The sequence below is a fragment of the Sphingobium tyrosinilyticum genome (genome assembly GCF_042654265.1).
Lineage (GTDB): Bacteria > Pseudomonadota > Alphaproteobacteria > Sphingomonadales > Sphingomonadaceae > Sphingobium > Sphingobium tyrosinilyticum.
This window is the reverse complement of sequence record NZ_JBHSFZ010000064.1, coordinates 1-26,902: the sequence shown is the minus strand read 5'-3', so window position 1 is coordinate 26,902 and position 26,902 is coordinate 1. Positions and strand designations below refer to the sequence as shown.

The following is a 26,902-nucleotide window of genomic DNA, read 5'->3' as shown; positions in this document are numbered from 1 at the left end:
GTAAGCAGACGCAATGACGTCATTGACCCCTCTTGCCGCCACCATATTGGGAATCGTGCTCGCCGGATGGCTCGCCGCCGGCGTCTGGGCCTTATCGACGGGCCAACGCATGCGGCGAGAAGGGACGCAGGCGCAGGGCAAATTCGACCGCTTGTCGAGCCTTCTGGCATCCGCGCCCGCTGCGCCCGTCATTATCCATGCCGACGGCCGGATCGAAGCCGCAGATCGCCTGGCCAAATGGCTGGGCAAGGACCGTGTTCCCACTTTTGTCTCTGAACTGACCGCTTCCGATGGGGGCCTGGAACCAGAGGATGCCGCCGCCCTTGCGCAGGAAATCGCCGCCGCTCAGCGTGCCGGGCGCAGTTTCGCGCTGCCGGTCCGCGGCGAAGGTTCTTCGCGCCTGCTCCTTGTTCGTGGCGCGCCTGCGGGGCCGGTCCTGGCGGAGAGCGGCGGCGTGGTCCTCTGGATTTTCGACGCGACCGACAGCCAGTCCGAAATCCAGGCGTTGACGAGCAAGGTTGAGCAATTGCGTGACGCGCTGGAGGCGCTGGCTGGCCTAGTCGAAGCCGCACCCTTCCCGATGTGGCATCGCACCCCGGACATGCGTCTCAGCCTCGTCAACGCCGCTTATGTCCGTGCGGTGGACGGGGACAATGCGGCCGACGTTATCGCCCACGGCACGGAACTGGTAGAGGCGGTTGGCGGATTGAGCCCCGAAGCGGCGGCCGAACAGGCGCTTGCAGAAAGCCGCGCTGTAGAACGGATGGTGCCCGCCACCATCGATGGTGAGAGGCGCACGATGCGCGTCGTGGATGTGCCCCTGGGCGATGCTGGTGTCGCAGGTTTCGCGATGGACCAGAATGAACTGGAGCAGGCCCGCGTCGAGCATCGCCGCCTGGAAGACGCGCAGCGCGACTTGCTTGATCGTCTTTCCGCCGGCGTGGCGCGCTTCGGCCCGGACCGGACGCTGCGCTTCTGGAACCAGCCGTTCATGAGCCTGTTCGGCCTTGATCAGGACCATCTTGCCGACCAGCCGGTGTTCGAGCGCGTGCTGGACCGCATGCGGGAAGCGCGCCGCCTGCCGGAACATCGCGACTTTCCCGCTTGGCGCGCGGAACGCCGCGAATGGTTCCTTTCGCCCGATCCCCGCGAGGAAAACTGGCTGCTTGCCGACGGCACCCATTTACGCGTCTATGCCCAGCCGCTGCCGGACGGCGGCTTGCTCCTCATCTTCGAGGATCGCACCGAGCAGGTGCAGCTTTCCAGCGCGCGCGACACATTGCTGCGGGTCCGTACCGCGACCTTCGACAATCTGTTCGAGTCGATCGGCGTCTTTTCCTCCGACGGCCGCTTGTCTCTCTGGAACAGCCGGTTCCGCACGATCTGGGACATTTCCGAAGACCTGCTGGCCCAGCATCCGCGCATCGACGAACTGCTGCGCGCCGTTCAGTCGCGCCTAGCCAAGCCGCAACAGGCCAACCTCGTTCGCGAACTGGTTCGTGCGGCCACGGTTGAGCGTAAGCAGCGCGTCGGCCATGTCGGTTTTGCGGACGGCCGCATCTTCGAATTCGCCGCTATCCCGTTGCCTGATGGGAACGCGCTTTTCACCATGCTCGATGTCACCGACAGCCGCCGCGTCGAACAGGTGCTGCGCGACCGCAACGAAGCACTGGAGCAGGCCGATCGGGTGAAGACGGCCTTCGTCACCAATATGAGCTACGAATTACGCACGCCCCTCACCACCATCGCGGGCTTCGCCGAGATGATGAGCGCAGGTTATGCGGGCGAGATCAGCGAGTCGGCGAAGGAATATGTCGATGGTATCTTGCAGAGCACCAACCGGCTCTCGATGCTGATCGACAATGTTCTGGACCTGACCCAGGGCGAAGCGGGAACACTGCCGATTGATCGCAGTCCGGTCGATCTTGCCGAATTGGCGAAGGAAAGCGTCGCGCGCATCAAGGGCGAAGCCACGGCTAAGGGGATAGACCTGGCCCTATCGCTTCATGAAACGCTGGGCCAAGTCGAAGGTGACCGCCGCAGGATCGGCCAGGCGCTCGACCACCTGCTGGAAAATGCCGTCTGCTACAGCGGGCGTGGCGCGCGCGTGCTGCTGCATGGCGATGGCAGCGAAGACAGCGCTCGGCTGGTCGTATCAGATAACGGTCCCGGCATCACGGTTCAGCGTCAGGCAAGCCTGTTCGATGCCGCTGCCCGTGCGGAGCAGGCGCGCAATGGAGAGAAGGCGGGTATCGGCCTGCCGCTGGCCAAGCAGTTGGCCGAAGCGCACGGCGGAAGCCTGCAACTTGTGTCCGAGCCGGGGCAGGGCACCATGGCCGTGATTGAGCTTCCCCGTGGCTGAACCGGCCGTCGCCTTGGCGAATGAAGCGGACATGCTGGCGCTCGGCCGCCGCCTCGCCGATCTGGCGCGCATTGGCGACGTCATCGCGCTGGAAGGCGGCCTCGGAGCGGGCAAGACGACGCTGGCGCGCGGAATATTGGAAGGGCTGGGCCTCGAAGGGGAAGCTCCGAGCCCCAGCTTCGCCATCGTCCAGCCCTATGACGTGCCCGAAGTGAAGCTGCCCGTCGCTCATGTCGATCTCTATCGTTTGGATCATGCGGAGGAAGCGGAGGAGCTGGCGCTCGATGACTATCTCATGGACAGTCTGCTGATCGTCGAATGGCCCGACCGTTTGGGTCCGGACACCTGGCCCGATGCGCTGCGGCTCCACATCGACATCGAACCCAACGGCGCTCGGCGCTTGACAGCGCGCGTGCCGGACGCTTGGACGGAGCGATGGTCGCAGATATGATCCCGCCCGCCGCCGCTCCCGCGTTCCTCTCAGCTGCAGGGTGGGAGCGTGCGGCGATCGTTCCGCTGGCGGGTGACGCCTCTTTTCGCCGCTATTTCCGCGTCGTCGATGGCGCCCGCCGCGCCGTGCTGATGGATGCGCCGCCGCCTCATGAGGATCCGCGTCCCTTCATCGCCATTGCCGAGCATCTGGTGGGGCAGGGTTTTGCAGCACCCGCCATCCTGGCGCGCGATCTTGATGAAGGCTTGGTGCTTATCGAGGATTTCGGCGACCTGCGGGTCAAGGAACATCTGGACGATCGTCCCGTCGATGAGGTCGAGGTTTATACGCGCGCCGTCGAACTGCTCGCCGACCTCCACCGCCTGCCCGCCGCAGACTTGCCGCCCTACGACCGCGAAGTGTATCAGCGGGAGGCTGGCCTGCTCACCGAATGGTATTGCCCGGCCATCGGTCTGCCCGTGAATGCGGACGCCTATGTTCGCGCATGGGACGCTGTGTTGCCGATCGTCGAACAGTCCGCCAGTTCCAGGGTCACCGTGCTGCGTGACTATCATGCCGAAAACATCATGCTGATCGATCGGCCTGAAGCACGCGGCCTGGGCCTTCTCGACTTCCAGGACGCGCTGGCGGGCCATCCAGCCTATGATCTTGTGTCGCTGCTCCAGGACGCCCGGCGCGATGTGCCGCCGGCCGTAGAAGCTGCGATGCTCGACCATTATCGCGTGATCGCCAATCCGCCAGCCGACTTCGACGCCGCCTATGCAGTCCTTGGCGCTCAGCGCAATGCGAAGATCATCGGTATCTTCACCCGCCTTTGGAAGCGTGACGGAAAGCCGCGCTATCTTTCCTTCCTGCCCCGCATGTGGGACTTGCTGGAGCGCGATCTCGCCCATCCCGCCCTTGCGCCGGTCGCAGAATGGTTTGCCGGGAATATCCCGGCAGACAAGCGCCATGCCGCTCTTCAGGATCAGGCCCCGGCATGATCGACACGGCAATGCTGATGGCGGCAGGGCTCGGCAAGCGGATGCGTCCGCTCACGGCGACCCGGCCAAAGCCGCTGGTCAAGGTTGCAGGCAAGCCCTTGATGGATCATGCGCTCGCCCGGCTTGCGGCGGGTGGGGTCCGCAAGGTCGTGGTGAACGTCCATTATCTCGCCGACACCGTGGAGGCGCATCTGCATGCGCAATGCAACGGCATGCAGGTGCTGATTTCCGACGAGCGGGCCAAGCTGCTGGAGACGGGCGGGGGGCTCATCCATGCCCGGCACCTGCTTGGGGACAAGCCCTTCTTTTGCGCCAATAGCGACAATCTGTGGATCGACGGCCCGCAGGAAACATTGGGCATGATGCAGCGCCTGTGGGACCCCGATCGGATGGATGCGCTGCTGTTGCTGGTGCCGCTGGCCAGAGCGCACTGTCATACGGGTCCTGGTGACTTCCACATGGACGCAACCGGCCATCTCAGCCGGCGCAAACCCGCCCATGTCGCGCCCTTCGTTTTTACAGGTGTGCAGATCCTCTCGCCCAGCCTGCTGGTCGATCCGCCATCGGACGTCTTCTCCACCAACATTTTCTGGAATCGGGCCATAGAGGCGGGCCGTCTCTATGGCGTATCGCACCAGGGCCTCTGGTTCGATGTCGGCACGCCGCGCGCCATTCCGATTGTAGAGTCTATGCTCGCTCATGGGTGATCGCACCCGGCCTGCGTTGTTTAACATCCCGGCGCACCGTGCCTTCTCCGACGCGCTGGCCGCAGGCATCATCGCCCAGCATGGGGGCGACGCCATGGCTTTGGCACAGGGCATGATCCTGCTGCCGACCAACCGCGCCATCCGCGCGGTCAGCGACGCCTTTGTCCGCCGGTCAGGCGGTGGATTGCTGCTGCCGCGACTGGTCGCGATCGGTGATCCGGACCTGGGAGAGCAGGCCGGCGGGGCGCTCGATCCGCTGGGCGAGGGGGAAGCGATCCCGCCCGCGATCGCGCGGATGCGGCGGCAAATGATCCTGGCCCGTATGGTGCAGCAGGCGTCCAGCCCGCCCATCGATGCGGCCCAGGCGATCAAGCTCGGACAGGCGCTCGGCGCCGTGCTCGACCAGATGCAGGTGGAGCGGGTGCCCGTCACGGCGCTCGGCGATCTGTCCCTTTCCGACGAGCTTTCCGGCCACTGGCAGCGATCGCTCGATCTCTTTTCCATCCTCATCCGTCGCTGGCCGGAGGAACTTGCCCGGCTCGGCCTCATCGACCTTGCCGATCGGCGCAATCGCTTATTTGATCGACTGGCTGCGCGCTGGGGCGAGGAGTCGCCGTCTGGCTTCGTCATCGCCGCAGGGATTGCGACAACAGCGCCCGCCGTCGCCAGCCTCCTCCGGCAGATCGCAATTCTGCCGCGCGGCAGTGTCGTGTTCGCCGGGCTGGATCAGGAAATGGACGATGTGGCCTGGGACGCGATCGGCCCATACCCAGCGGACCCGATCACAGGCCGTGCCCCGGCAGGGCATGAAAGCCACCCCCAATATGCCCTGAAGCGTCTGCTCGACCGGATGAGCGCGACGCGCGACGATGTGGCGCTGTGGCGCTGGGGCAGCGAGCATGACGCGCGGGCAGTCCGCAACCGCAACATCTCGAACGCGATGTTGCCTCCCCGCCTCACCAGCCGCTGGCGCGATCTCAAGACGGCCGACCGTTCGCTCGCTGGGGTGGAGGCGCTGGAAGTGGCGACACCCGGTGAGGAAGCGCAGGCAATCGCTATAGCGTTGCGCGAAGCCATCGAGACGCCGGGCCGCACCGCAGCCTTGGTCACCCCCGACCGTCAACTCGCGACTCGTGTCTCCGCCCACCTGGCGCGATGGGGCATCGCGGCCGATGATTCCGCTGGTCTGCCACTGTCGCGCCTGCCGCCCGGCACGTTGCTCATCGCTCTTGCCGAAGCGGTGGCGGAACGCTTCGCGCCCGTTGCCATGCTGACATTGCTGAAACATCCGCTGGTGATGCGCGGCGATCAGCGTTTGCCTTGGCTGGAGGGCGTGCGCGGGCTGGATTTATTGCTCCGCGGTCCGCGTCCTCCCGCTGGACTCCAAGGCATCGACATTTTGCTCGCCGCGCGGGAGGGAGAGGACCGCCAGCGCAACCTGCGCGCGCAAGTGCTGCAATGGTGGCAGACAGCCCGCGCGCTGCTCCTTCCCTTGGAGCAGGTCTTCACTACCGCTCCGTCCTTCTCGGCTCAACTCGCCGCGATCCGGGAGCAGGCCGGGATATTGACCGGCGACGCAGTCTGGTCGGGCGTCCAGGGCCGCGCCGCCGCCGATCTTTTCGCCGAAATGGAGCAGGCCGCCGCTGAAGGGCCGCAGCAGGCAGATGTCCGCTCGCTCCCGACCCTCCTCGACCATATGCTCGGCGGCCTGTCCATCCGTCCGGTGCAAGGCGGCCATCCCCGTATCGCCATCTTGGGTCTCATCGAGGCGCAGCTTGTGCAGGCTGACGTCATGATCCTGGGGGGCCTCAACGAAGGCACTTGGCCTGGCCTGCCATCGCCCGACCCCTGGCTCGCTCCCCGGATCAGGCGGGAGCTTGGCCTTCCGGGGCTTGAGAGCCGTATCGGGCGCGCTGCCCATGACTTTGCGAGCGCGCTCGGCGCTCCCCATGTCCTCATCACCCGCGCCAGAAGAGGTACGGGAGGACCTGCTGTCGCCTCCCGCTTCTGGCTGCGGCTAAAGGCCATGGCGGGGCCTCAGTGGAAGAGCGCGGACCGCTACGCCGCGCTCGCGCAGGCGCTCGACCGTCCAACCAGCCACAAGCCCAGCCGCCGTCCGGCGCCAGTTCCGCCCGGGTCCGTCCGCCCAAAGCTGATCGCCGTCACCGACGTCGATCGCCTGAAAGCGGATCCCTACGCCTTCTACGCCAAGCGCATCCTGCGGCTGAACCGCCTCGATCCGATCGATGCCGACGCGGGGCCGGCATGGCGGGGCACAGCCGTTCATGAAATTCTCCAGCGGTGGGCCGAGGCTGGGCGTCGCGACCCGGCTGATCTTGAAGCTCGTGCCCGCGCCATGTTCGACCGGCCCGATGTTCACCCGCTGCTCAAGGCCCTGTGGCAACCCCGTCTTATCGAAGCGATCCGATGGATCGCTGTGGAGGTCGCCGCCGATCAGGCCGCGGGCCGCACGATCCTAGCCGTGGAAACCGACGGCCGCGCCGATATCGCTGGCGTCACCCTGACAGGCAAGGCCGATCGGATCGATCGCATGCCGGGCGGCTCGCTCGCCATCGTCGATTACAAGACGGGCAAGCCCCCCAGCGCCAAACAGGTGAAGGCAGGCTATTCGCTGCAATTGGGCCTGCTCGGCTTGATTGCGGAGCAGGGCGGCTTCCCTGCAATCGATAGTGCGCAGACGGCAGGCTGTTTCGAATATTGGTCGCTCGCCAAGAAGAATGACGCATTCGGTTATCGGGACAGCCCGGTTGATCCGATGGGCAAGCGCGACAAGATCGTGACGGCCGACTTCACCTCCTTCGTCCATGCCCGGTTCGAGGAGGTGGCTGGCGCTTATCTCACCGGCCAGGCTCCCTTCGACGCGCAGGTAAATCCTGAAGTGGCCAGCTATGGCGATTATGACCAGTTGATGCGGCTGGAAGAATGGTATGGGCGCGACGATGGCTAGGAAATCAAGCGCTCTCCAGCCGCTCGCCGGCGCGCAGGCGCTGGCCGCCGCGCCTGACGCGCATGTCTGGCTTTCCGCCTCGGCCGGAACGGGCAAGACCCATGTGCTGACTGCTCGCGTCTTTCGCCTGCTGCTTCAGGGCGTGCGGCCGGAAAATATCCTCTGTCTCACCTTCACCAAGGCTGGTGCGGCCGAAATGGCCGACCGCATTCATGATCGCCTCGCCGCCTGGGTCCAGATGGAGGAGGGCGAACTTTTCGCGGATCTGGAGGCGCTTCACGAAGAATCCGGTCCGGAGGCGCGCGACCGCGCTCGTCGCCTCTTTGCCGAAGTGCTGGAATCCACCGGCGGCGGTCTTCGCATCCAGACCATCCATGGCTTCTGTCAGCAGTTGCTGACCGCCTTTCCGCTAGAGGCCGAACTATCCCCCGGTTTCCGTCCCCTTGACCAGCGCGAACAGGCGCATCTAGCCCGCCAGACGCTCGCGGACCTCGTCGTGCGCGCGCAGGAGCAAGGCGACGATGCACTGATGCAATCGCTGCAGGCGATCAGCTTGCGCTTGGGCGAGGGCGGGGCGGAGCAATTCCTCATCCGCTGCGCTGCGCACCTCCCGGCGCTTGAACAGTTGCCGGAAGGCATCGCCCCCTGGCTCTACCGCGAACTCGGCCTGCCCGAAGGCGATATTATCGCCCACATCGCCAGCGAATGCGACGACGCGCAGTTTGATATGCGTTCTCTCGCCTGGGTTGCGCAGGCCAATGCGGATTGGGGCACAGGTCGTGCGCTCGAACGTTGCGATCGCATCGCTCGCTGGCGCGCCCTCGACGCCCTTGGGCGAGCCGAGATGCTCGCTGATCTGCACGCGGCCTGGGCGAAGGCGGACGGCGACATCATCTCCGCCAAGGGCTGGGTGCCGCCAATCGATGGCTATGGCGAAGCAAGCGCGCGGCTCCATTCCCGCTGTGCCGAGCTGTTGAGCCTCAAGGCGCTGGCCACCTATGCCGACCTGCTCGCCCAGGGGCTGCACGCCGGACGCGCCTACGCCCGCGCCTATGGCGAAGCGAAGCAACTCGCCGGGGCCGTCGATTTCAACGACCTGATCGCCCGCACCGCGGGCCTTCTGTCGCAGCCCGGCATTGCCGACTGGATCCGCTACAAGCTCGATCAGCGCATCGATCACATCATGGTCGATGAAGCGCAGGACACCAATGTCAGCCAGTGGCAGATCGTCGGCGCCCTCGCCGCCGAGTTTTTTGCTGGCGAGGGCGCGAAGGGCGACAGGGTTCGAACCGTCTTCACCGTGGGCGATTTCAAGCAGGCGATCTTCGGATTCCAGGGCACCAGCCCGCAGGCATTCGCCGCCGCTCAGATCCTGTTTCAGCGTCATGCCGAGGATGCCGATCATCCCTTTCACGACCTGTCGCTGGAACGCAGCTTCCGTTCCACCCCCGCGGTGCTGGATGTCGTCGATCATACTATCGCCACCTTGAACGCCGAAAGACTGGGCCTCCCTCAAGGCGATGTCCGCCATATCAGCGCTAATCGCTTTCCCGGCGAGGTCCTGCTCTGGAAACCGGCCATCGCGGGCCTGTCTGATGACGCGGAGGGGGAGGAGGATTGGGTCGCCGATCAGGAACGCCTGCTCGCTCAGAATATCGCCCGCCAGATCCGCCAATGGATCCATGACCGCATGATGCTCGAAAGCCGCGGCCGACCTGTCACCGCCGGCGACATCATGATCCTCGTCCGCCGCCGCAGCGAACTCGCGCGCCTGATCGTCGCGCGACTTTATGAGGAGGGGGTCGCCGTTGCCGGTATCGACCGCCTGCGCCTCAACGCGCCGCTTGCCGTGCGCGACCTGCTGGCGGCGTTGCGCTTCGCCGTACAGCCCGAAGATGATCTGAACCTCGCCGCGCTCCTCGTCTCGCCGCTGCTCGGCTGGTCGCAGGACGATCTGATGATCCGCGCCATGGGACGCCGGATCGGCTTGTGGCAGCATCTTGCGCGCACGTTGGACGACGATTTGCTCGCGCCACTCCGCACCCTGCTGGGCCGCGCGGACCTCACCACGCCCTACCGTTACCTGGAAGCAATCCTGTCCGGCCTCATGGAGGGACGCCGCCGCCTGATCGAGCGGCTGGGCATCGAGGCCACCGACCCGATCGAGGAATTGCTGAACGCCGCGCTCGCTTTCGAGAGCGACGACCATCCCTCGCTCCAACGCTTCGTCGATTGGTTCGACCGGGGCGAGGTGGAGATCGTCCGCGATGCTGCGGCGCAGGGCGACTCGCTTCGTCTGTTGACGGTCCATGGGGCAAAGGGCCTCCAGGCGCCGGTCGTCATACTGGCTGACGCCTGCCTCGATCCGGATGCCGGAACGCGTAGCGACTCGCTGGCGTGGAATGGCCTGCCGATCCTCGCCCCGCGCAAATCGGAGCGGCTTGGCCCCATAGGCCAGGTGCTGGAGGACGCCCGCGCCGCCGAGCGGGAGGAGCATTGGCGGTTGCTCTACGTCGCGCTTACGCGTGCAGAGGAAAGGCTGATCGTTACCGGCTCGCTCGGCCCCCGCGCCAGGGGGCTGTCTCAGCCCGAAAGCTGGTTCAGCGCCGTTGAAAATGCGCTCATCGCTTTGGGCGCCGAGTGGGAGGATGACCCCCTATGGGGCGCCCGCCGCCGCTGGCAAGGTAGGGAAGTCCTGCCATCTCGCGCACCCGAAACCTCAACGGTCAGCGAAAGCGCAGTCCATGCCGAACCGGTCTGGCTGCGCCAACCTGCGCCGGAGGAAGCGCGTCCGCCCCGGCCCCTGGCGCCGTCCGCGCCGGTCGAGGATGACGTTCCCTATCCCCCGCCTACGCCCGCCATGCGTGCCGCCAGCGAACGCGGCCGATGGCTGCACGCGCTGTTCGAACGCTTGCCCGATGTGCCCCCAGGCCAGCGCAGGGAGCGCGCAGACCGGTGGCTTCAGCAGCAGGGTGCTTCGGACTCCGCGTTGCGTCATGACATCATCGCTCAGGCGTTGCGGGTGATCGAAGACAGCGATTTTGCGCCTCTCTTCAAACCCGGAGCCTTGGCCGAAGCCCCGGTCGCGGCGGTCGTCGGCGAGGTGGTCGTTGCAGGAACGGTGGACCGCCTTTGCGTCTCTCCGGATCTGGTGCAGGTCGTGGATTTCAAGACTGGCCGCATCGCCCCCCTGACGCCGGAGGAAGTGCCGTCCGCCCATGTGCGCCAGATGGCCGCCTATGCCGCCGCGCTTCAGGTGATTTTCCCCAACCGCCGCATTGAGGCGGGGCTCCTCTATACCAGCGCGCCGCGCCTGATCACGCTTCCCGATGATCTGCTGGCAGCGCACAAGCCCGGCTTCTACCCCGCGGAGGAGAATTTGCCGCTTTCACCCGTTGAGACGGGTGCGTCATCATCCTAGATATCCGCCCAACTGAAGGAGATATATAATATGGCTACCAAGGCAGTCACCGACCTTAGCTTTCAGGCGGACGTGATCGACGCCGACAAGCCCGTGCTCGTCGATTTCTGGGCAGAATGGTGCGGCCCCTGCAAGATGATCGGCCCAGCCTTGGAGGAAATCTCCGACGAACTGGCAGACAAGGTCACGATCGCGAAGATCAACATTGACGAGAATCCGGAGGCCCCCGGCAAATATGGCGTGCGCGGTATTCCGACGATGATCCTGTTCAAAAATGGCGAAGCCGCCGCGACCAAGGTCGGTGCGGCTCCCAAGAGCGCGCTCAAGGGCTGGATCGAAAGCGTCCTGTAAGCCATCTCGTCCGTTCGCCCTGAGCTTGTCGAAGGGCATCCGCTTCATTCGAAGAAGAAGGGCTGGGCTTCCACAAGCTCAGCCCGAACGGGCTTCACCGAACAGCGTCTCGGCCGCTGCGTCCCACAGGCGCGGCGACGATGCACCCAGCAGTCCCCGGCGCAAATCGCCTACCATGTAAGGCGACCCGTCCAGCCGCTGGCAACAGCCGCCTGCTTCATTGAGCAATAACGTCCCTGCCGCATGATCCCATGGCAAGGTGCGGGCAAATACTGACACGTCATTCTGCCCAAGGACCAGGCGCGGATATTGCTCGGCTGCGCAGCGCGGAATGTCCACCAGCGTGAAATTCCCGTCCGCACGCGCCTGAATGTCCGCGCGCTCCTCAGGCGTCATGAAATAGACCGCGAGCGCCGCGATCGGCAGCACGTCACCGCTTTCCCGCGCTTGCACCCGCTCGCCGTCGATATGGCTGCCAGCACCGAGAATGGCGTGGCACAGCCTTCCCGTCAGCGGGTCCAATATCCATCCCGCCAACGTGGTGCCTGCATCCGCCAATGCGATCATGATGCCGAAAGGCGGCCGCCCCGCCGCAAAATTCCCGGTGCCATCTATGGGGTCGATGATCCAGTTCAGCCCGTCACCGGCCCGTTCGAGGATCGCCGGGTCCGCTGCACAAGCTTCCTCGCCGATGATCCCGGCTTCCGGCAGGATGCTCGCCAGGCCCTCGGCCAGCCTGATCTCGCTTTCCTTGTCCGCGATGGTGACAAGGTCATCGACGGCTTTCTCGCTGATCTCCTCGGCCCGCAGATTCTGATAGCGCGGCATGATCACATCCCGCGCGACCTCGCGCATCAGAGCGACGACCGGATCATGCAGTTCGATCGGCATCAGCTGCGATAATCCGCGTTGATCGAGATATATCCGTGCGTCAGATCGCAGGTCCACACTGTCGCACGGCCTTCGCCCAGGCCCAGGTCGACGCCGATCTCAATATCCTGCCCCTTGAGGTGTGCCGCTACGGGTGCTTCGTCATAGCCTTCAACGGCGAGGCCAGCCGAAGCGACCTGCGTCACGCCGAAGCGGATGGACAGCTTGTCCCGATCAGCGGGCTCACCCGCCTTGCCCACGGCCATGACGACGCGGCCCCAGTTGGCGTCTTGGCCCGCAATCGCGGTCTTCACCAGGGGCGAGTTGGCGATCGATAGCGCGATGCGATGCGCGCTTGCGTCACTGTCCGCACCTTCGACATTGATTTCGATGAACTTGGAAGCGCCCTCGCCGTCACGCACCACCAGATGCGCCAGTTGCAGGCAAAGGTCGCCAAGCGCAGCCTGGAAGGCGTCCGCGCCCGCATCATCCATCGATGCAAGCGGGGCATTGCCCGCCTTGCCCGTCGCGAAGGCCAGAACCGTGTCGCTGGTCGAAGTATCGCTATCGACCGTGATGCAGGAGAAGGTCCGCTTGTTCGCGGCCGACAGCATCTGCTGCAGCAGCTTGGGCTCGATCGCGGCGTCCGTGAAGATATAGCCGAGCATCGTCGCCATATCCGGCGCGATCATGCCCGAACCCTTGATGATCCCCACCAACTCGACCCGCGTGCTGCCGATCATCGCACTTGCGCGTGCGCCCTTGGCATAGGTGTCGGTGGTGCCGATCGTGTTCGCAGCTTCTTCCCAGCCGCAAGCAGGTGCGGTGAAGGCTGCTTCCAGTCCGGCCTCCGCCTTGTCCACGGGCAGCGGCACTCCGATCACTCCGGTCGAGGAAATGAACACGTCCGAGGGCAGGCATCCCAGATGGTTCGCAACCTTCGCCGCGATCGCCTCGACGGCGGCCCGGCCGCGATGGCCAGTGAAGGCATTGGCATTGCCCGCATTCACCACCAGCGCGCGCGCTGAGCCCAGCGGGATGGCGTCACGGCACCATTCGACCTCGGGGGAAGGGCACTTGCTCTGCGTCGTGACACCCGCCACCACGGTGCCCTCGGCCAGCTCGGCATAGGTCAGATCACAGCGGTCCCAATTCTTATACCGGGCCCGCGCCACGCGCATGGTCACCCCAGCAATGGGAGGAAGATCGGGAAAAGCTTCGGGGGCAAGGGGAGAACGCTGTGTCATTGGGGCGGATTAGCGGATATGCGGCGGCGGTCAACATTCGCCCGCGTCAACTGCTCTCAATTGACTATCTTCCGCCCAAACCCTAAATCGCCGCGCATATCCGTGCGCGTCACCTTGAACAGGGTGCGCGACCCCCTTTTGTCAGGAACTTGCATGTTCGGCGCACTCGCCAAGTCAGTCTTCGGATCGTCCAACGACCGCTACGTCAAGTCGCTGGGCAAGATCGTCGATCGCATCGCTTCCTTCGAGCCGGCCATTTCCGCCATGAGCGACGAGGAACTGACGGCGCAGACCACCAAGTTCCGGGAACGCCTGGCTCAGGGCGAAACCCTGGACGACCTGCTTCCCGAAGCCTTCGCCACCGTCCGCGAAGCCGCCAAGCGCACGCTGGGCCAGCGCCATTATGATGTCCAGATGGTCGGCGGCATCGTGCTCCATCGCGGCGAGATCGCCGAAATGCGCACTGGCGAGGGTAAGACGCTGGTCGCGACGCTCGCCACCTACCTCAATGCGCTGGAAGGGAAAGGCGTCCACGTCGTCACGGTGAACGACTATCTCGCCAGCCGCGACTGCGACTGGATGGGCCAGGTCTATCGCTTCCTTGGCCTGACCACCGGCGTGATCGTCCCCAATTTGTCGGAGGATCAGCGCCGCGAAGCCTATAATGCCGACATCACCTACGCGACGAACAACGAACTCGGCTTCGACTACCTGCGCGACAATATGAAATATGACCGCGCGTCGATGGTGCAGCGGCCCTTCAACTTCGCCATCGTCGATGAGGTGGACTCGATCCTGATCGACGAAGCCCGTACGCCGCTGATTATCTCGGGCCCCACTGACGACAAGTCGGAACTCTACGTCGCTGTCGATGCGATCGTGAAGCGCCTCGACGAACCCGACTATGAGAAGGATGAAAAGCAGCGCACCGTCACCCTGACCGAGGATGGCACCGAAAAGATTGAGCGCATGCTGGAGGATGCGGGCCTGCTTGAGGGCGCGAACCTCTATGATTTCGAGAACACCGCCGTCGTCCACCACGTCAATCAGGCGTTGCGTGCGAATGTCATGTTCCGCCGGGACATCGATTACATCGTAAAGGATGGCAAGATCATCATCATCGACGAGTTCACTGGTCGAATGATGGAAGGTCGCCGGTGGTCGGACGGCCTGCATCAGGCTGTGGAGGCCAAGGAAGCCGTCCAGATCGAGCCGGAGAACCAGACACTCGCTTCGATCACTTTCCAGAATTTTTTCCGCATGTACCCGAAGCTCGGGGGCATGACCGGCACGGCCGCAACGGAAGCGACCGAATTCTACGAAATCTACAAGATGAACGTCGTTACCATCCCGACCAACCGGCCGGTGCAGCGTGTCGATGAGGAAGACAGCTTCTACAAGAATCTCGAAGACAAATTCCGCGGCATCGCAAAGACCATCAAGGTCCATGCGGAAAAGGGGCAGCCGGTCTTGGTCGGCACGGTGTCGATCGAAAAGTCTGAAATGCTGTCCGAGTTCCTGAACCAGGAAGGCGTCGAACACGCGGTCCTCAACGCGCGTTTCCACGAAAGCGAAGCCCACATTGTGGCGCAGGCGGGCCGCAAGGGCGCGGTGACCATCGCCACCAACATGGCCGGTCGCGGCACCGACATCAAATTGGGCGGCAACCTGGAAATGCGCGTCGAGGACGAGCTGCGCGATGTGCCGGAGGGCCCGGAGCGCGAGGCCGCCATCGCCCGGATCGAGGCGGAGATCGAGGCCGAGAAGGCCGAGGTGCTCGCTGCCGGTGGCCTGTTCGTGCTTGCGACCGAGCGCCACGAGAGCCGCCGCATCGACAACCAGTTGCGCGGCCGCTCGGGCCGTCAGGGCGATCCCGGCCTTTCGCGCTTCTATCTCAGCCTCGACGATGACCTGATGCGCATCTTTGGGCCGGACACGATGTTCGCGAAGATGATCCGCTCGAACCTGGAGGATGGCGAAGCGCTGCCCCCCTCCAAATGGCTCAGCAAGGCGATCGAAACCGCGCAAAAGAAGGTCGAGGCGCGCAACTACGATATCCGCAAGCAGGTCGTCGAATATGACGACGTCATGAACGACCAGCGCAAAGTCATCTACGAGCAGCGCGCCGATATCATGGACGCCGACACGGTGGATGATGTGGTCACTGACATGCGCCGTGAAACGGTCAATGACTTGGTCGGCGCATCCTGCCCGCCCGGCACCTATCCCGAACAATGGGATATCGACCGGCTCAAGGCGCGCACTGCCGAAATCCTTGGCCTGGAACCTGATTTCGACGCCTGGCTCTCCGAAGACGCCGTCGATCCGGAGATGATCGAGGAACGTCTGAATGCGCTGGCCGACGAGTCAGTGGCGGAGAAGGTGAAGGAGATCGATCCGGAAAACTGGCACATGATCGAAAAGTCGATCCTGCTCCAGAGCCTTGATCACCATTGGAAGGAGCATCTCTCCACCCTCGACGCCCTCCGCCAGGTCGTTCATCTGCGGGCCTATGCGCAAAAGACGCCGATCAACGAATATAAGCAGGAAGCTTTCGCCCTGTTCGAGCGCATGCTCAGCAATATTCGCGAGGACGTAACCGGCTCGATCGCCCGCGTTCAGTTCCGGATGGAAGAACCGCTCCCCGAGTTCGATTTGCCCGTGCTGCCCGACTTCATCACCACGCATATCGACCCCTTCTCGGGCGAGGATAATAGCAGCGACATTGATGCAGGCCAGCTCGGCGGCATTACAACCACCCTGCCGCGGCCACCTGTCGGGAATGCACAGCCAGGCGACTTCGCCAATCTCGATATCAGCCGCAATGCGCCATGCCCCTGCGGTTCCGGACAGAAATATAAGCACTGCCACGGCGCCTTGGCCTGATTACCAGCGGGTCCAAAATCATTCACTCGTCACCCCGGACTTGATCCGGGGTCCCGCTTTGTCCTGGGGTTCGCTAAGCGATACGAAGGCCCCGGATTACCTCCGGGGTAACGGATCAAAATCAGGAGACGCTCACCCCCCGCGATCATCCCCATGCAACTTCGCCCAAAGGTCGGCGGTCCCGGCCTCCTGCGCCTTCGTCACATATTGCGCCGCCACCAGCCAACCCTTGATCGGCCGCAACGGTAGCACGGTCGTCAAGATCAACACCGGAATGCCCACCGCGATGTGCACCCACAGCGGCGGGCGGGCCAATATCTCCAGCATCACGATGAAGATCACGCCCGGAACGCAGGCGAACAACTGCACGAACACCGCCGGGCCATCGGCAGGGTCCGCGAAGGAATAGTCCAGCCCGCACACCTCACACCGGTCCCGCAGCGTCAGGAAGCCTCGAAAAATATGCCCCTCGCCGCATCGCGGGCATCGCCCCAGTGCTCCGGTCTCGATCGGCGACCGGCGCGGCCAGTTCTTGGCGGGTTGAGCCATGTCTTGTTTTCCCTTGTCCATCATCTGGCCTTTGCTTTGCATGGCCCCATGTGAGGACAACGCGTTCGAATTCAATTGGCCTTTTTGTCCCACTCCCGCGCGAGGTCAGCTGAGCCAATCAGGCCGTGATTGTCTGACGCTACGGAATAAGGGATCTTCCGGATTGCCGCGCCCCATGTCCTCTGCTACACGGCGACGCGATTTGGATGCCCGACAGCATACAGGTCACGCCCCCGGCATCCCTTGCGCGGGGGCGTTTTCTTTAAAGATCTGCCGGCTTAATGCGCGGACTTACCGGCGCCTCGATCGCCCGGCATGTCGAAATTTTCCATGGCGTCGTGCAACACCTGATCCGGGCAAGAGGCCGCCAGCGCCCTTACCTTGTAGCGCAGCGCCAGTTCCCGATGTGCAGCGACCTCCTCGGCAGAAGCATGCCGGGCCAAGGCATTGTTTGCCTTGGCGGCTTCCTCCCGCGCACGCCGGAAAAGATAACGTGCGTCTGTATTGCCAGTCATCGCAAACCTCCCGATCGAGAAATTCGATGTTAGCATGATGATGACCGCTACTCCTTAACGCTGGTTAAGCAGCAGGCAGCCCCGTAACGATCGTCAAGATGTGGCGGACAGGGTGGGATTCGAACCCACGGTGAGCGTAAACCCACGGCGGTTTTCAAGACCGCTGCCTTAAACCACTCGGCCACCTGTCCGTGCGGAGCTTCCTAGCGAACCTTGTGGCCAAGCCAAGCGCAAAATGACCAAAATGGCGTTTCGGCGCGTTCTTGGCTGATGATGGCGATGACGGGGATTTCGCCTCCCCGCTTCACTGTGCCACAAAGGGGCGAGGGAGATTCTTCAATGCGTTCAACCATTCACTCGCTTCTGCTGCGTTTCGCCGTGATCACGGCGGGAAGCCTGATGGCGGGCGCTGGCATGACGCAAGACATGGGGCAGGACCCGGCTTTCCGTTCTTATCTGGAGTCCCTGCGGCCCAAGGCCACCGCCATGGGCATTCGTCCCGCGACATTGGATTCCGTGTTCCCGACGCTCACGCCCAACCCCCGCGTGGTCCAGCTGGATCAGAGCCAGCCGGGGGGAGGGGCCTATTCGCCTATCCCCAATTTCGAACCCTATCGCCGTCAACATGTCGATGCGGCCCGCATCAGCCGGGGGCGGACAGCCTATCTCGCCAACCGGGCGCGGCTTTCCAGGATCGAAGCGGAAACTGGCGTGCCTGAAGAAATCATGGTCGCGATTTACGGCCATGAAACCAATTACGGCTCCTATGTCGGCGATTTCGACCTGATCCGATCGCTCGCGACCTTGTCCTATGAGGGCCGGCGCCGCAGCCTGTTCGAACCTGAATTGCTCGCCACGCTCAAGATGCTCGACAATGGCGTATCTCGCAGCCGTTTGGTCGGCAGTTGGGCAGGCGCTACCGGCTATCCGCAGTTCCTTCCCAGCGTCTATTTGCGCCTTGGCAAGGATGGGGACGGGGATGGCCGCATCGATATCTGGAACAGCGAAGCCGATGCGCTCGCCTCGATCGCCAACTATTTCGTCAATGCCGGATGGCGGCGCGGTCAGCCTTGGGGCGTGGCCGTATCGGTGCCCGCAACCTTCGACCGCGCCAGCGTCGCTGCGCGTACCACTCCAGCACGATGCCCCCGCGTGTTCAATCGCCACAGCCGCTGGCTGAGCATGGCCGAATGGCGCAGCCGCGGCATCATGGCCTCCGGCGGGAGCTGGCCTGCGGATGGGGTGATGGCGACGCTGCTGGAGCCCGACGGCCCGGGCAAGACCGCCTATCTGCTCACCAGCAATTATCGGGCGATCCTCGACTATAACTGCTCGAACTTCTACGCCTTGTCGGTGGGCCTTCTGGCGGACGCCGTCAGGCAATAATTACGCCGGGATGTTCCGCCTGCGCCAGCCCTCTTGAGAATGTGCGTGTCATGGCTAATGACTGGCACAGGGCATTCTCATTACCCGAATCCACCAGTGCGAAGGCAGTCCTCATGAAAAAGTCCGTAGCCGCCATCCTCTTTGTCGGATTGCTGGCGCAGCCGCTCACGGCTGCAGCGCCGCCTTATACAAGCGAGGCGCCGATCGCTTATATGAAGGACTTGTCCTCGGGAGCGGTGCTTTACGACAAGGGCGGTGAAACGCGCATGCCACCTGCCTCGATGGCGAAGATGATGACGGCCCATGTCGCCTTCCGCCTTATCCAGAAGGGCGATCTGAAACTCGACACGAAATTCACCGTGCGGCCGGAAACCTGGAAGCAGTGGCACGGCCCCGCCGCCGGATCGACCATGTTCCTTTCGGTGGGGGAACAGGTGTCGGTGGAAAATCTCCTCCATGGCATCGTCACCCTGTCCGGCAATGACGCCTGCGTCGTTTTGGCTGAGGGAATCGCAGGGACGGAGCAGGCTTTCGTCGCGCTGATGAATGATGAAGCCAAGCGTCTTGGCCTTAAGAACAGCCATTTCGGCACCAGCAATGGCTGGCCCGATGAGGGCGTTACCTATGTGACTGCCGAGGATCTCGCCCGCCTCGCGGAAGCGACCATCGAGGAAACGCCGGACCTCTACAAGCGCTTCTACGCCACCCGCTCCTTCACTTGGGGCAAGACGATGGGCGGGTCCGACATCGCGCAGGCCAACCGCAACCCGATTCTGGGCAAGGTGGCTGGCGCCGATGGTCTCAAGACCGGCCATACGGAGGAGGCCGGTTACGGCTTCACGGGTTCCGCCGAACAGGATGGCCGCCGCCTGGTAATGGTCGTTGCCGGCCTTCCCACCTTCAACGGCCGCGTCGCCGAATCCGTCCGCTTCATGGATTGGGGTTTCAAGGCGTGGAAGGCGCAGCCGCTTTTCAAAAAGGGCCAGACGGTTGAGACCGCCGAAGTCCAACTCGGCAGCTCGACCAGCGTCCCGCTCGTCGCGCCGCAGGACATGGCGGTGACGCTGCCTCGCACCGCGTCGGGCAATGTTGCGGTGAAGGTCGCCTATACCGGCCCGATCAAGGCGCCGATCGCCAAGGGGCAGAAGATCGCCGAGTTGATCGTCTCCACGCCCGACACGCCGCCGCAGGTGCTGCCGCTCGTTGCAGGCGAGGACGTGTCTGAAGCAGGCGTGTTCGGCCGCCTGTGGAACGGCCTGAAGTCCTTCTTCGGGTGACGCGCGGCCGTTTCATCACCTTGGAAGGCGGGGAGGGCGCGGGCAAATCGACGCAGGTGCGGGATCTCGCCGCCGCCCTGCGCGCCCATGGCCTGGAAGTCGTCGAAACCCGGGAACCCGGCGGCAGCGACGGCGCAGAGGCAATCCGCGCGCTGCTCCTGACCGGCGCGGCCGACCGCTGGAGCCCGCGCGCCGAAGCCTTGCTCTTCGCCGCTGCCCGCGCCGACCATATCGAAAAGACCATTCGCCCCGCGCTCGATCGCGGCGCATGGGTGCTGTCCGACCGCTTTCTCGACAGCAGCCGCGCCTATCAGGGCATGGGCGAGTTGAGCGACGCCGACATATTGGCGCTCCATGATGTCGGCAGCGGCGGCTTCCTGCCCGACCGCACTTTCATTCTCACCCTCCCTGAAGCCGAGGCCGAAGCCCGCGCCAATGTCCGCGACGGCGGAGAGGCCGACCGCATCGGCGGCCGTGACCGTGCCTTCCACCAGCGCGTCGCCCAGGCTTTCACCCGCTTCGCCGCTGAGGACCCGGTGCGTATCCGCCCGATCGACGCGTCCGGAGACCCCGCCCAGGTCACCGCTCGCCTGCTCGAGGCGATCCGCGACCTTCTCGCATGACCACCATCGTCGGCCATGACGCGCAAGCCGCCATGCTGCTCGCCGCCGCCCGCAGCAGTCGCATGCATCATGGCTGGATCCTCGCCGGGCCGCGCGGTATCGGCAAGGCCAGCTTCGCCCGCGCCCTGGCCATCCGCCTGCTCGCCGAAGCCGCTGGACCAGCGCCCGACGCACCGGGGCTCTCCGTCCCGGCAGACCACCAGGTTCGCAAGCTCATCGAAGCCGACGCGCACCCTGACTATGCCGAACTTTATTGCCTCGAAAAGGAAAGCGGCACCGCCCGCAACATCAGCGTCGATCAGGTCCGCGGTCTTCAGCGGCTGATCCAGTCCGCGCCCTCGCTCTCTTCCCGCCGCATCGTCATGATCGACAGCGCCGATGATCTGGAACGTGGCGCGGCCAACGCCTTGCTCAAGACGCTGGAGGAGCCGCCCGCCGACATGCTCTTCCTGCTCGTCAGCCACGCGCCCGGCCGCCTGCTGCCGACGATCCGCTCCCGCTGCCGCACCTTGCGCTTTGACCCGCTGAACGATGAGACCATGCGCACCGTCCTGCGTCGCGAAAAGCCTGACCTACCTCCCGACGAAATCGAAACGCTCGCCGCGTTGGGCGAGGGCGCGCCCGGCAAGGCGCTGCGTTACGCCGGGCTCGACGTCGCGCAGATTGACGGCATCCTGCGCACCATCGCGCGGGAAGGGGACCCCGGCAATCGTCACCGCCTCGTCCTCGCCAAGGCGCTCTCCGGCAAAACCGCCCGCCCCCGGTACGAAGCCTTTCTCGAGCGCGTCCCGGCCTTCATCGCCGATGCCGCCCGTCAGCGCAGCGGTCCGGCGCTCGGCGTGGCGCTCGACCGCTGGGAAGCCTCGCGTCAACTCGCGGGCGGCGCGATCATTCTCTCACTCGATCCCGCTGCCGTCGCCTTCGAACTTGCCGGTCACGTTGCCGCACTTGCGCCTGATCCGCGCTGAAAAGCGGCTTTGCGCGCGCCTCAACAGCCGCTAGGGAAGGCCCATGTCGCAGCCCTATACGATCACCACCGCCATCTCCTATCCGAACGGCCGCCCCCATATCGGCCATGCCTATGAAGTGATCGCCACCGACGCGATTGCTCGGTTCCAGCGGATGATGGGCCGTGATGTCTTCTTTCAGACCGGCACCGACGAGCATGGCCTGAAAATGGCCCAGACGGCGCGCAATCGCGGCATCGAACCGCGCGCGCTTGCTGACGAAATGTCAGCCTATTTCAAGGATATGAACGATAGGCTGAACATCAGCTATGATCGTTTCATCCGCACCAGCGAGCCTGATCATCACCGCGCCTCCCAGGCCATCTGGCAGGCGATGGAGGCAAGCGGCGACCTGTATCTCGGCCGTTACGAAGGCTGGTATTCAGTCCGCGACGAAGCCTTTTACGACGAAAAGGAACTGGTCGAAGGGGAGGGCGGTGAGAAGCTATCGCCCCAGGGCACGCCGGTCGAATGGACAGTCGAGGAAAGCTGGTTCTTCCGCCTTTCAGCTTATCAGCAAAAGCTGCTTGACCTCTACGCCAGCCAGCCCGACTTCATCCAGCCCGACAGCCGCCGCAATGAGATCATGCGCTTCGTCGAGGGTGGCCTTTCGGACCTCAGCGTCTCGCGCACCAGCTTCGATTGGGGCGTGAAGGTGCCAGGCGCAGACGGCCATGTTATGTATGTCTGGGTGGACGCGCTCACCAATTATCTGACCGGCTGCGGCTATCCCGATGACGCCGAACGCATGGCCCGCTACTGGTCCGACGGTGGTGACATCACGCACATCATCGGTAAGGATATCGTGCGTTTTCATGCGGTTTACTGGCCAGCGTTCCTGATGAGTGCGAAGCTGGCACTGCCTAAACAGATATTCGGCCACGGCTTCCTCCTCAACCGCGGGGAGAAAATGTCGAAGTCGGTCGGCAATGTCGCCGACCCGATGGAATTGGCCGATCGCTTCGGCGTGGATCAACTGCGCTATTTCCTCCTGTCCGAAGTCACCTTCGGCAATGACGGCAGCTACAGCGCCGAAGCCATCGTCGCTCGCTCCAACAGCGATCTCGCCAACAGCTTCGGCAACCTTGCTCAGCGCACCTTGAGCTTCATCGCCAAGAATCTGGAGGGCCGCCTTCCGCAACCCGCAGCGCAGGATGTCGATAGCGAGCTCCTCAACACCATTGCAGAAGCCGCCCGGACCTTTCAGTCGGCGATGGCCGATCTTGCTCCTTCGGTCGCGATTGAGGCATGGATGCGCGCTGTTTTCGCCTGCAACGCCTATATCGACGCGCAGGCGCCATGGGCGCTTCGCAAGACTGACCCCGCCCGCATGGAGGCAGTTCTCGCGACGCTCTACGAAGCCATCGCGAGCCTCGCCATCATTATCCAGCCCATCATCCCGGCCAGCGCCACCGCGCTGCTCGACCAGATGGGCATCGGCGGAGAAGGGCGAACCTTTGCCGCCATCGGCACCGATTTCTATGCCGATCTGCGCGCCACCGGCTTTACCTTGAGCCCGCCGAAACCGCTTTTCCCGCGCCTTGAACTGACCGAAGCGGACGCCTGAACCAATGTTGATCGACAGCCATTGTCACTTGAATTACAAAGGCTTGATCGAAGATCAGCAGAATGTGCTTGAGCGCGCGCGCGGGGCGGGCGTGGACCTGATGCTCAACATCGCCACCCGCGAAAGCGAATGGGACGCTGTTCTCGCGACTGCGGAGCATGAGCCCGATGTCTGGGCGACGGTCGGCATCCACCCCCATGAAGCGGACGAGCATCCCCATGTCGATACCGCCAAGCTGGTCGAGCGCGCCGCCCATCCGCGCGTTGTCGGCATCGGTGAAACCGGCCTCGACTATTATTATGATCATAGTGACCGCGACCGGCAGCAGAACAGCTTCCGCGCCCATATCACCGCGTCGCGCCAGACCGGACTGCCGCTGATTGTCCACACGCGCGACGCTGAAGAGGATACGCTGGCCATTCTGCGCGACGAGATGGAGAAGGGGGCCTATCCCGGCGTCATCCACTGTTTCACCGCCAGCGGCGCCTTCGCCGACGCGGCGCTGGAGCTGGGCTTCTATATCAGCATCTCCGGCATCGTGACCTTCAAGAACGCGAAGGACCTTCAGGAAACCGCCGCGCGCTTGCCGCTCGACCGGCTGTTGATTGAAACGGACTCGCCCTTCCTTGCTCCCGTGCCCCATCGCGGCAGGCCTTGCGAGCCGGCCTTCGTCGCCGACACTGCCCGCTTCCTGGCCAATCTACGCCGTGAAAGCATCGAGCGGCTGGCCGAGGCTACGTCCAACAATTTCCATACCCTCTTCAGCAAGATCGGAGCCTCGGAGGCCGCATGAGCCTCAAGCTCACCATCCTGGGGTGCGGCACTTCGTCGGGCGTTCCGCGGATCGGCAATGATTGGGGTACATGTGATCCCAATGAGCCTAAAAACCGGCGCACCCGCGTCTCTATCCTGGTCGAAAGTCCGACTACGCGGCTGCTCGTCGATACCTCACCGGACATGCGCGCTCAGCTGCTGGCGGCCGATGTTATCCATATCGATGCGATCCTGTGGACCCACGATCACGCTGATCACAGCCACGGCATCGACGATGTGCGGCAACTTTACCATCATCGCCGCGCGCCGGTGCCGGGCTATGCTCGCCGCCAGACATTGAAGCTGCTGAACGAACGTTTCGCCTACGCCTTTGAAGGCCGTCAGGGCTATCACCCAACCATAGAACCGCATGTTCTTCCCGATGGCTTGCGCATCGGCGACATCGATATCACCTGTACGGACCAGCCCCATGGTGAGATTTTCTCGACCGGCTTTCGCTTTGCACATGGCGGCAGGTCCGTCGGATATGCAACTGATTTTCATGCACTTACCCCAGAGATGATCGCCCTTTATGATGGCCTGGATATCTGGGTCGTCGATGCGTTGCGGGAAAAGCCCCATCCAACCCATCCTCATCTCGCATTGACCCTGGACGGCATCGCTGCGGTTAGTCCTGGCCGCGCCATTCTGACCCATATGGACCAGAGCATGGATTATGCGACACTGCGGCAAAGCCTGCCCGACGGTATCGAACCGGGCTATGACGGCATGGTGATCGAATTGAGCGAGGCGGGGGATTGATGGCATGAATGGCGACCAGGCGATGTCCAGCCTCTGGTATGTCCTGGCGCTCGTCCTCGTCGGATCGGCTCTTCTCGCCCGACGCGCGCCCTTGGGCGGCATGCTCCGCATGGCGCTGCTTTGGGTTATCATCTTCGCTATCCTACTCGGCCTCTTCAAAATGGGTGAGCAGGCCGGCCTTTTTTCGAGCCGGATGAACGGGGTAGGGGACGGTGCTTCCTCCCCGTCGGCTCCAGAGGCGCCCCTGCCACCCGCGCGTGCAGAGGGGCAAGCGCTGCGGATATCCATCGCACCAGACGGCCATTATTGGGTGGAAGGAAGCGTCAACGGTACGCCGACACGCTTTCTCATAGACAGCGGCGCCAGCATCACCGCATTGTCGGTCGGTTCGGCGCGAGCCGCGGGGTTGAACTTCGATCTTGCCGCACCTGGCGTATCGATGATGACGGCCAATGGGAAGATAGACGCCAAGCGTTCTTCCATTTCCACCCTCGCCATCGGCCCGATCCGTGCGAGCGATCTGCCGATCGTCATTTCGCCGGCCTTTGGGGAGGTGAACGTCATTGGCATGAACCTGCTTTCGCGCCTGAAAAGCTGGGGCGTGCAGGATGGTGAGATGGTCCTGACGCCATGACCGCGCCGCTCCCTCATCGTCCGCCGACGCAGCGCGAGCGGCTGAAGGCGATCATCGGTGGGTCCACGGGCAATCTGGTCGAATGGTATGACTGGTATGCTTATGCCGCCTTTACGCTGTATTTCGCCCCGCATTTCTTCCCGAGCGAGGATCGCACCGCGCAACTGTTGAGCGCGGCCGGCATCTTTGCCGTTGGCTTCCTGATGCGGCCGATCGGTGCCTGGGCCATGGGTGTCTATGCCGATCGTCATGGCCGAAAAAGCGGCCTGACCCTGTCTGTCGCACTCATGTGCGCCGGGTCGCTGCTCATCGCTGTGACGCCCGGTTATGAGGTGATCGGCGTAGGCGCGCCCCTGCTCCTGGTCGTTGCCCGCCTCATTCAGGGCCTCTCGATCGGTGGTGAATATGGCGCCAGCGCGACCTATCTGTCCGAGATGGCTGGCCGCGATAGGCGCGGTTTCTACTCGAGTTTTCAATATGTTACATTGATAGCCGGACAGCTTGTTGCAATTTGCGTTCTGCTTGTACTTCAGGGCGTGCTTAGCGACCAACAACTCGACGAGTGGGGCTGGCGCATACCCTTTCTGATTGGCGGCGGTCTTGCTGTCATCGTCTTCTGGCTCCGCCGCGGTCTCAGCGAAACGCAAAGCTTTCATGTCGCCAAAGCCGAGTCCGCGCCCCGGTCAGGCTTCATCGAACTTGTGACGAACCACCCGCGCGAGACACTGACTGTTATGCTGCTCACTGCGGGCGGCACGATCGCATTCTATGCCTATTCCATCTACATGCAGAAATTCCTGGTCAACACCTCTGGTCTGAGCCGGGAAGCCGCATCGCAAATCAATGGCATAACATTGTTATTTTTCATGATGTTACAGCCTGTTGCTGGCGCCCTATCGGATCGCATCGGGCGCAAGCCGCTGATGATCGGCTTTGGCGTCCTGGGCGTGCTTTTCACCTATCCCATCTTCGCGACGCTGGCCGTGACCCGCGATCCGCTGATCGCCGGTCTGCTGGTGATGGCGGGGCTCATCATCGTTACCGGCTACACATCGATCAACGCTGTCGTAAAAGCCGAGCTTTTCCCGGCGCATATTCGGGCGCTTGGCGTGGCGCTTCCATATGCGCTGGCCAACACGCTGTTCGGCGGCACGGCGGAGTTTGTCGCGCTCTATTTCAAGCAGGCGGGGATCGAGCAGGCGTTCTACATTTATGTGACGGTGATGATCGGCATCTCGCTGATCATCTACATCCGCATGCGCGACACGCAGCGCCACAGCCAGATCCGCGAAGACTGAGTTGATGGTGTGGAATGCATCTAAGGACAGTTTGCCGATCTCGCCGGACCGACCGCCGCCAGATGCCTCCCACTTGCATGACCAGATATCAATTTAACATAATATATATTATCGGACATAAGGCCTGTAAGCGCCATTTAGAAATGTCACCCTCTGCAAATTAGAGATGTCACTGGTGGCATGGTGCTCCCTGGATGCAGGGAGTACGCGGATGACGGTGGTATC

The 26,902-nt window shown here is 63.5% G+C and carries 21 protein-coding genes and 1 tRNA gene; 17 read left to right on the top strand and 5 right to left on the bottom strand.

Annotated features, from left to right (window positions below; translation table 11 throughout):
• Window positions 1-13 precede the first annotated feature (13 nt).
• The 7 genes from ACFO3E_RS17630 to trxA are packed head-to-tail and all read left to right on the top strand — an operon-like array spanning window position 14 to window position 11,243.
• On the top strand, window positions 14-2,362 hold the full coding sequence (locus ACFO3E_RS17630) for a sensor histidine kinase (RefSeq protein WP_066523814.1): 2,349 nt from the start codon (window positions 14-16) through the stop codon (window positions 2,360-2,362).
• Window positions 2,355-2,813, top strand: coding sequence for a tRNA (adenosine(37)-N6)-threonylcarbamoyltransferase complex ATPase subunit type 1 TsaE (gene tsaE / locus ACFO3E_RS17625; protein WP_066523815.1), 459 nt, complete (start codon window positions 2,355-2,357; stop codon window positions 2,811-2,813). Before ACFO3E_RS17630 ends, tsaE begins: the two co-directional genes overlap by 8 nt.
• Window positions 2,810-3,796: an aminoglycoside phosphotransferase family protein gene (locus ACFO3E_RS17620; RefSeq protein ID WP_066528447.1), complete on the top strand. Its 987-nt coding sequence runs from the start codon at window positions 2,810-2,812 to the stop codon at window positions 3,794-3,796. The genes tsaE and ACFO3E_RS17620 overlap by 4 nt, the downstream gene beginning before the upstream one ends.
• Entirely contained in the window at window positions 3,793-4,503 is a 711-nt protein-coding gene (locus ACFO3E_RS17615; RefSeq protein ID WP_066523816.1) for a nucleotidyltransferase family protein, read from the top strand. Before ACFO3E_RS17620 ends, ACFO3E_RS17615 begins: the two co-directional genes overlap by 4 nt.
• Window positions 4,496-7,471 carry a double-strand break repair protein AddB gene (addB, locus tag ACFO3E_RS17610; RefSeq protein ID WP_380806823.1) on the top strand — a complete coding sequence of 992 codons (2,976 nt, stop codon included), beginning with the start codon at window positions 4,496-4,498 and terminating at the stop codon, window positions 7,469-7,471. Before ACFO3E_RS17615 ends, addB begins: the two co-directional genes overlap by 8 nt.
• The gene (gene addA, locus ACFO3E_RS17605; RefSeq protein WP_380806821.1) at window positions 7,452-10,892 is read left to right on the top strand and encodes a double-strand break repair helicase AddA; all 3,441 of its coding nucleotides are present in this window, start codon (window positions 7,452-7,454) and stop codon (window positions 10,890-10,892) included. The genes addB and addA overlap by 20 nt, the downstream gene beginning before the upstream one ends.
• Before the next feature lie 30 nt (window positions 10,893-10,922).
• Window positions 10,923-11,243 (top strand): thioredoxin TrxA, encoded by a 321-nt coding sequence (gene trxA / locus ACFO3E_RS17600; RefSeq protein WP_066523819.1) that lies wholly within the window; start codon window positions 10,923-10,925, stop codon window positions 11,241-11,243.
• Window positions 11,244-11,321: 78 nt separating this feature from the next.
• On the opposite strand, the gene ACFO3E_RS17595 is transcribed toward trxA, so the two are convergent.
• Both ACFO3E_RS17595 and argJ read right to left on the bottom strand, forming a co-directional pair.
• A complete protein-coding gene (locus ACFO3E_RS17595) occupies window positions 11,322-12,134 on the bottom strand; it encodes an inositol monophosphatase family protein (RefSeq protein WP_066523820.1) in 813 nt (270 codons plus the stop codon).
• Window positions 12,134-13,360 (bottom strand): bifunctional glutamate N-acetyltransferase/amino-acid acetyltransferase ArgJ, encoded by a 1,227-nt coding sequence (argJ, locus tag ACFO3E_RS17590; RefSeq protein WP_066523821.1) that lies wholly within the window; start codon window positions 13,358-13,360, stop codon window positions 12,134-12,136. The genes ACFO3E_RS17595 and argJ overlap by 1 nt, the downstream gene beginning before the upstream one ends.
• Before the next feature lie 153 nt (window positions 13,361-13,513).
• On the opposite strand from argJ, the gene secA reads away from it, so the two are divergent.
• A complete protein-coding gene (gene secA, locus ACFO3E_RS17585; protein ID WP_066523822.1) occupies window positions 13,514-16,246 on the top strand; it encodes a preprotein translocase subunit SecA in 2,733 nt (910 codons plus the stop codon).
• Window positions 16,247-16,378: 132 nt separating this feature from the next.
• Here the strand turns inward: secA and ACFO3E_RS17580 are convergent, their stop codons facing one another.
• The 3 genes from ACFO3E_RS17580 to ACFO3E_RS17570 all read right to left on the bottom strand — a co-directional run bounded on the left by ACFO3E_RS17580 (window position 16,379) and on the right by ACFO3E_RS17570 (window position 17,501).
• Window positions 16,379-16,795 carry a DUF983 domain-containing protein gene (locus ACFO3E_RS17580; protein WP_156518352.1) on the bottom strand — a complete coding sequence of 139 codons (417 nt, stop codon included), beginning with the start codon at window positions 16,793-16,795 and terminating at the stop codon, window positions 16,379-16,381.
• Between the two features lie 278 nt (window positions 16,796-17,073).
• A complete protein-coding gene (locus ACFO3E_RS17575) occupies window positions 17,074-17,310 on the bottom strand; it encodes a hypothetical protein (protein ID WP_066523823.1) in 237 nt (78 codons plus the stop codon).
• A 101-nt stretch (window positions 17,311-17,411) separates the two neighbouring features.
• A tRNA-Ser gene (locus ACFO3E_RS17570) sits at window positions 17,412-17,501 on the bottom strand.
• A gap of 148 nt (window positions 17,502-17,649) precedes the next feature.
• Between ACFO3E_RS17570 and ACFO3E_RS17565 the strand changes: the two genes are divergently transcribed.
• The 9 genes from ACFO3E_RS17565 (at window position 17,650) to ACFO3E_RS17525 (ending at window position 26,677) form a co-directional block, all read left to right on the top strand.
• Window positions 17,650-18,696, top strand: coding sequence for a lytic murein transglycosylase (locus ACFO3E_RS17565; protein ID WP_066523824.1), 1,047 nt, complete (start codon window positions 17,650-17,652; stop codon window positions 18,694-18,696).
• A gap of 113 nt (window positions 18,697-18,809) precedes the next feature.
• A complete protein-coding gene (locus tag ACFO3E_RS17560) occupies window positions 18,810-19,973 on the top strand; it encodes a D-alanyl-D-alanine carboxypeptidase family protein (RefSeq protein WP_066523825.1) in 1,164 nt (387 codons plus the stop codon).
• Entirely contained in the window at window positions 19,970-20,596 is a 627-nt protein-coding gene (gene tmk / locus ACFO3E_RS17555) for a dTMP kinase (protein ID WP_066523826.1), read from the top strand. Before ACFO3E_RS17560 ends, tmk begins: the two co-directional genes overlap by 4 nt.
• The gene (locus ACFO3E_RS17550) at window positions 20,593-21,564 is read left to right on the top strand and encodes an AAA family ATPase (protein ID WP_066523827.1); all 972 of its coding nucleotides are present in this window, start codon (window positions 20,593-20,595) and stop codon (window positions 21,562-21,564) included. The genes tmk and ACFO3E_RS17550 overlap by 4 nt, the downstream gene beginning before the upstream one ends.
• Before the next feature lie 43 nt (window positions 21,565-21,607).
• Entirely contained in the window at window positions 21,608-23,170 is a 1,563-nt protein-coding gene (gene metG, locus ACFO3E_RS17545; protein WP_066523828.1) for a methionine--tRNA ligase, read from the top strand.
• A 4-nt stretch (window positions 23,171-23,174) separates the two neighbouring features.
• Window positions 23,175-23,963 carry a TatD family hydrolase gene (locus ACFO3E_RS17540; protein WP_066523829.1) on the top strand — a complete coding sequence of 263 codons (789 nt, stop codon included), beginning with the start codon at window positions 23,175-23,177 and terminating at the stop codon, window positions 23,961-23,963.
• A complete protein-coding gene (locus tag ACFO3E_RS17535; RefSeq protein WP_066523830.1) occupies window positions 23,960-24,745 on the top strand; it encodes an MBL fold metallo-hydrolase in 786 nt (261 codons plus the stop codon). Before ACFO3E_RS17540 ends, ACFO3E_RS17535 begins: the two co-directional genes overlap by 4 nt.
• A 4-nt stretch (window positions 24,746-24,749) precedes the next feature.
• Window positions 24,750-25,379, top strand: a complete 630-nt coding sequence (locus ACFO3E_RS17530) for a retropepsin-like aspartic protease family protein (protein WP_066523831.1) — start codon at window positions 24,750-24,752, stop codon at window positions 25,377-25,379.
• A complete protein-coding gene (locus ACFO3E_RS17525) occupies window positions 25,376-26,677 on the top strand; it encodes an MFS transporter (RefSeq protein WP_066523832.1) in 1,302 nt (433 codons plus the stop codon). The genes ACFO3E_RS17530 and ACFO3E_RS17525 overlap by 4 nt, the downstream gene beginning before the upstream one ends.
• Window positions 26,678-26,902 lie beyond the last annotated feature (225 nt).

Excerpts from the sequence above, each read along its gene's own strand:
- ACFO3E_RS17580 (WP_156518352.1), bottom strand. The coding sequence starts at position 16,795 with ATGGCTCAACCCGCCAAGAACTGGCCGCGCCGGTCGCCGATCGAGACC.
- ACFO3E_RS17530 (WP_066523831.1), top strand. The coding sequence starts at position 24,750 with ATGAATGGCGACCAGGCGATGTCCAGCCTCTGGTATGTCCTGGCGCTC.
- trxA (WP_066523819.1), top strand. The coding sequence starts at position 10,923 with ATGGCTACCAAGGCAGTCACCGACCTTAGCTTTCAGGCGGACGTGATC.
- addB (WP_380806823.1), top strand. The coding sequence starts at position 4,496 with ATGGGTGATCGCACCCGGCCTGCGTTGTTTAACATCCCGGCGCACCGT.
- ACFO3E_RS17540 (WP_066523829.1), top strand. The coding sequence starts at position 23,175 with ATGTTGATCGACAGCCATTGTCACTTGAATTACAAAGGCTTGATCGAA.
- metG (WP_066523828.1), top strand. The coding sequence starts at position 21,608 with ATGTCGCAGCCCTATACGATCACCACCGCCATCTCCTATCCGAACGGC.
- ACFO3E_RS17595 (WP_066523820.1), bottom strand. The coding sequence starts at position 12,134 with ATGCCGATCGAACTGCATGATCCGGTCGTCGCTCTGATGCGCGAGGTC.
- ACFO3E_RS17525 (WP_066523832.1), top strand. The coding sequence starts at position 25,376 with ATGACCGCGCCGCTCCCTCATCGTCCGCCGACGCAGCGCGAGCGGCTG.
- ACFO3E_RS17550 (WP_066523827.1), top strand. The coding sequence starts at position 20,593 with ATGACCACCATCGTCGGCCATGACGCGCAAGCCGCCATGCTGCTCGCC.
- ACFO3E_RS17560 (WP_066523825.1), top strand. The coding sequence starts at position 18,810 with ATGAAAAAGTCCGTAGCCGCCATCCTCTTTGTCGGATTGCTGGCGCAG.
- secA (WP_066523822.1), top strand. The coding sequence starts at position 13,514 with ATGTTCGGCGCACTCGCCAAGTCAGTCTTCGGATCGTCCAACGACCGC.
- ACFO3E_RS17535 (WP_066523830.1), top strand. The coding sequence starts at position 23,960 with ATGAGCCTCAAGCTCACCATCCTGGGGTGCGGCACTTCGTCGGGCGTT.
- ACFO3E_RS17565 (WP_066523824.1), top strand. The coding sequence starts at position 17,650 with ATGCGTTCAACCATTCACTCGCTTCTGCTGCGTTTCGCCGTGATCACG.
- argJ (WP_066523821.1), bottom strand. The coding sequence starts at position 13,360 with ATGACACAGCGTTCTCCCCTTGCCCCCGAAGCTTTTCCCGATCTTCCT.
- ACFO3E_RS17630 (WP_066523814.1), top strand. The coding sequence starts at position 14 with ATGACGTCATTGACCCCTCTTGCCGCCACCATATTGGGAATCGTGCTC.
- addA (WP_380806821.1), top strand. The coding sequence starts at position 7,452 with ATGGGCGCGACGATGGCTAGGAAATCAAGCGCTCTCCAGCCGCTCGCC.
- ACFO3E_RS17620 (WP_066528447.1), top strand. The coding sequence starts at position 2,810 with ATGATCCCGCCCGCCGCCGCTCCCGCGTTCCTCTCAGCTGCAGGGTGG.
- ACFO3E_RS17615 (WP_066523816.1), top strand. The coding sequence starts at position 3,793 with ATGATCGACACGGCAATGCTGATGGCGGCAGGGCTCGGCAAGCGGATG.
- ACFO3E_RS17575 (WP_066523823.1), bottom strand. The coding sequence starts at position 17,310 with ATGACTGGCAATACAGACGCACGTTATCTTTTCCGGCGTGCGCGGGAG.